We start from the raw sequence: 3729 nt of genomic DNA, 5'->3' as shown, positions 1-3729 counted from the left end.
GCCGCGCGGGACTGGAAGGGCGGCGGGCAGCGGGGACAGCTCCCGACCGCCGTCGGCTCGCTCCTGCCGACCCCGTCGACCTCGGAGAACACCGGTCCCGGGCACGCGGCGCAGGGCGGGATGAACCTGCGCCACGTCGTCTCCCTGCTGCCCACGCCGCGCGCGTCGGAGAACGAGAACCGGCAGACCAAACGCAGTCCTTCACAGGAAGCGGGCACGCACGGCAAGAGCCTGGCCGCCGAAGTGGGGGAGCTGCTGCCGACACCGACCGCGACGGACTCGAAGAGCAGCAGCGGAGCGAATCCGGACTGGGGACATGGACAGACGCTGACGGACGCGGCCCGGAGCGTTGGGGCCAGTACGCCACGGCGGTCGAAAGGTGGGCGCAGGTCATCGGCCGCCCCGCTCCCGGGCCAGTTGACGCTGTGGGACGGCTGAACCCGCCGTTCGTCGAATGGCTCATGGGCCTCGACGTCGGGCACGTCACCGCCGTCCCCGGCCTGTCCCGTTCCGCACAGCTCAAAGCGCTCGGCAACGGCGTGGTCCCGCAACAGGCCTTCGCCGCGCTCCGCTTCCTGCTCGACCGGTCCGAGCCCCCGGCATGGGGGAGGGCCGCGGCATGAAGTCCCAACCCATCGTCGGCGCCGCCGTGTTCACCGCCGTCATGCAGGCGGCCGGCCACCGCTGCCAGTGCAGCGGCGAGTGCGGCCAGCCCCACACCAAGGGCGACGGCCGCTGCCAGCACGAGCACGACCACTACACCAGCAAGCACGGGCGCCTGGTGCGGCTGATGGCCGCGCCGGTCGACCCGCTCGCCTCCGACGTCGCCGCCGCCCGCCTCCCGGCGAGTGAGCTGCGGGCCTGGTGCCCCGACTGCCGCGCCGGAGCGGCCCGGCTCGCCCGGAAGCAGTTGCCCGCGGCCGCTACGGATCAGTGCGGCCTGTTCGACCTCTGACCTCGGCCGCACGCCTCGAAGTGGCTACAGGCTGTCCAGGAACCGGAGGACGGATGACGTGCCCCGGTACTTCCAGCGGTGCTGACGGCTGCAGAAACGCCGCCGTCGCCACCGTCCAGGCTGCTGGACCGGCTCATGGCACCACTTGCACGGCCGAGTTCTGCCCTGTGAATCCCCACCCATGCCGCGACTGTAGCGGCCTTCGAAAGGGTCCGGCCGCCCGCCTTCCACAGCAACCGGCCGGGCCCTTCAACTCCCGTGAGGAGCAGATACATCGTGACGGAAACAACCCCCTTCCCGCCCCCGGACGAGCCGGTCGGCATGGGCGCCGAGGTAGTCGACCTCGACAAGGCACGGTCGGCCCGTGACGGGGCGGCCGACCCCGACCCCGCCCCGATGCCCCACTTCCGCCCGACCGAGTCGGGCGCCGAGTCGGCCGACGCGGACGATGAGGAGTCGGGCGACCGGGTCGCCCGACCGGTCGACCGGCCGGACCTGCCCGCGCCGGGCGTCACCACGTACAAGCGTCGGCCGATCCTGCCGACGTGGCTGACGTCCAAGCCGGGGTTCGTCTCGACCGTGCAGCGGGCGAGTGGCAACGCCTTCTACGCCACCGCCTACCACGGCATCCGCACCCCCTGGTACGCCCTGCGGCTGACCCGGCTCGCGCCGCGCGGCGCGGCCCGCCTGGTGCGCGAGACGAACCGGTGGGTGTGGGATGCCGAGGGTGCTCCGCTGCGCGAGTACGAGGTGCGCAGGGAGAACACCGCCGAATACCTCAAGCTGTCCCGGCAGCGCGACGGCCGGGTGCGGCTGCGCGTGCTCGTGTCGACCGTGGCGCTCGTCTTCGGCACCGCGTTCGCCCTGACCCTGTACGTGATGGCCCCGGCCTGGCTGGGTGTGCTGGCCTCTGCCGCGGTGCTGGTGTGCGGGTTCTGGGGCGCTCCGCAGGACCATCCCGTGATCGGGCCCGCGGTGCTCAAGACCGAGATCCAGAAGCTCACCGGGCCGATCGTGCTGCGTGCGCTGGACAACATCGGCAACCCGAAGCTGACGGCCGCCATCAAGAAGGGCGGCGACATGAACGGGATGCGCTTCACCTCCGAGATCACCCGGGACGGCCCCGGCTACCGCGCCGATCTCGACCTGCCCTGGGGTGTGACCCCGGAGGACATCATGGAGGAGCGCAAGTCGCTGGCCTCGGGGTTGCGCCGCAAGGTCGGCTGCGTGTGGCCGTCGGCCGACCCGACCGAGCACGAGGGTCGGCTGATCCTGTGGGTGGGCGACAAGCCCATGAACGAGACGACCAAGCCGGCATGGCCGCTGCTGAAGTCCGGGCAGGTGGACCTGTTCAAGCCGGTCGTGTTCGGCAACGACCAGCGCATGGCCGACGTGTCCGTCACGCTCATGTTCGCGAGCGTGGTGGTCGGCTCCATCCCGCGCATGGGCAAGACGTTCCTGATGCGGCTGTTCCTGCTCATCGCCGCCCTGGACCCGCGCGCGGCGCTGTACGCGTTCGACTTCAAGGGCACCGGCGACTTCGGCGCCCTGGAGCCGGTCTGCCACCGCTACCGGGCCGGAGACGAGGACGAGGACATCCTGTACGTCCTCGAATCGCTGCGGGAGCTGCGGGCGGAGCTGCGCCGGCGGGCGAAGGTCATCAAGTCCCTGCCGCGCTCGCGCTGCCCGGAGTCCAAGGTCACCCCCGAGCTGGCGAACGACAAGTCCCTTGGCCTGCACCCGATCGTCGCCGGGTTCGATGAGTGCCAAGTCCCCTTCGAGCACGAGAAGTACGGTGCGGAGATCGAAGAGATCGCCACCGACCTGGGCAAGCGCGGTCCCGCCCTGGGCATGACGATGCTGTTCGGCACGCAGCGGCCGGACGCGAAGTCGCTGCCCACCGGGATCAGCTCCAACGCGGTGCTGCGGTTCTGCCTGAAGGTGATGGGGCAGCCCGCCAACGACATGGTGCTGGGTACGTCGATGTACAAGGCCGGATACCGGGCCACCATGTTCTCCCGCACCGACCGCGGGATTTGCTGGATGGCCGGTGAGGGCGACGACCCGCGCATCGTGGCGAGCGCGTTCGTCGACGCGGTCGGCGCCGAACAGGTCGTCGTCCGCGCGCGGAAGATGCGCGAGGCGTACGGCAACATCACCGGCCACGCCATCGGCGAGACGCCCGACAGCGGCGAGCCCGCCTTCGATCTGCTCGCGGACATCGTCAAGGTGGTGGCCGCGGACGAAGACAAGGTGTGGAACGAGAAGGTCGCCGCCCGCCTCGCCAGCCTGCGGCCGGAGATGTACGGCGGCTGGAAGGCCGAGACGGTGACCACGAACCTGCGCCCGCACGGCATCGCGGCACAGGACGTGTGGGGCACCACCGACAAGGGCAAAGGCACCACCCGCCGCGGCATCGCCCGCGCCGACATCACCAAAGCCATCACCCTACGTGACGGAAAGCGGTCCTCGGACTGACCGCGCACGGGTGCTAGGTCTAGCAGCCCGCGCTGCTAGACCTAGCACCCCCACTAGCACCCCAAACCGGCCCTGATCAGCAAACTCGCACCTAGCATCCGACCTGCGAGAACCCAGGAAACCCGCCTGGAAGGCACCCTCATGACCCTCATCCTCCTTGCTAGCGCCTGCCTACTCGCCGTCACTCTCGGTTACGCGAGTCTGTGTGCGGCGAGCCCGTTCGGCGACTGCCGCAAGTGCCGCGGCTTCGGCTTCGCGATGAAGACCGACCGCAAAGGCCGCCTCAAGCGCGGCAA

The 3729-nt window shown here is 70.5% G+C and carries 3 protein-coding genes and 1 pseudogene; all 4 read left to right on the top strand.

Annotated elements, in window-relative coordinates:
- Positions 1 to 438, top strand: a pseudogene (locus tag AB0I98_RS49550) (hypothetical protein); the annotation flags it as partial.
- Positions 426 to 623 (top strand): hypothetical protein, encoded by a 198-nt coding sequence (locus tag AB0I98_RS49545; RefSeq protein WP_362953078.1) that lies wholly within the window; start codon positions 426 to 428, stop codon positions 621 to 623. The pseudogene AB0I98_RS49550 and the gene AB0I98_RS49545, both read left to right, overlap by 13 nt.
- Positions 620 to 955 carry a hypothetical protein gene (locus AB0I98_RS49540; protein WP_362953076.1) on the top strand — a complete coding sequence of 112 codons (336 nt, stop codon included), beginning with the start codon at positions 620 to 622 and terminating at the stop codon, positions 953 to 955. Before AB0I98_RS49545 ends, AB0I98_RS49540 begins: the two co-directional genes overlap by 4 nt.
- 396 nt (positions 956 to 1351) lie before the next feature.
- Positions 1352 to 3433 carry a cell division protein FtsK gene (locus AB0I98_RS49535; RefSeq protein WP_362953080.1) on the top strand — a complete coding sequence of 694 codons (2082 nt, stop codon included), beginning with the start codon at positions 1352 to 1354 and terminating at the stop codon, positions 3431 to 3433.
- The last annotated feature ends 296 nt before the right edge of the window (positions 3434 to 3729 follow it).

The organism is Streptomyces sp. NPDC050211 (genome assembly GCF_040656035.1).
Taxonomy (GTDB): Bacteria; Actinomycetota; Actinomycetes; order Streptomycetales; family Streptomycetaceae; genus Streptomyces.
This window is presented reverse-complemented; position numbering and strand designations above follow the sequence as displayed.

Coding starts and splice junctions, on each gene's coding strand:
- AB0I98_RS49535 (WP_362953080.1), top strand. CDS start 1,352: ATGCCCCACTTCCGCCCGACCGAGTCGGGCGCCGAGTCGGCCGACGCG.
- AB0I98_RS49540 (WP_362953076.1), top strand. CDS start 620: ATGAAGTCCCAACCCATCGTCGGCGCCGCCGTGTTCACCGCCGTCATG.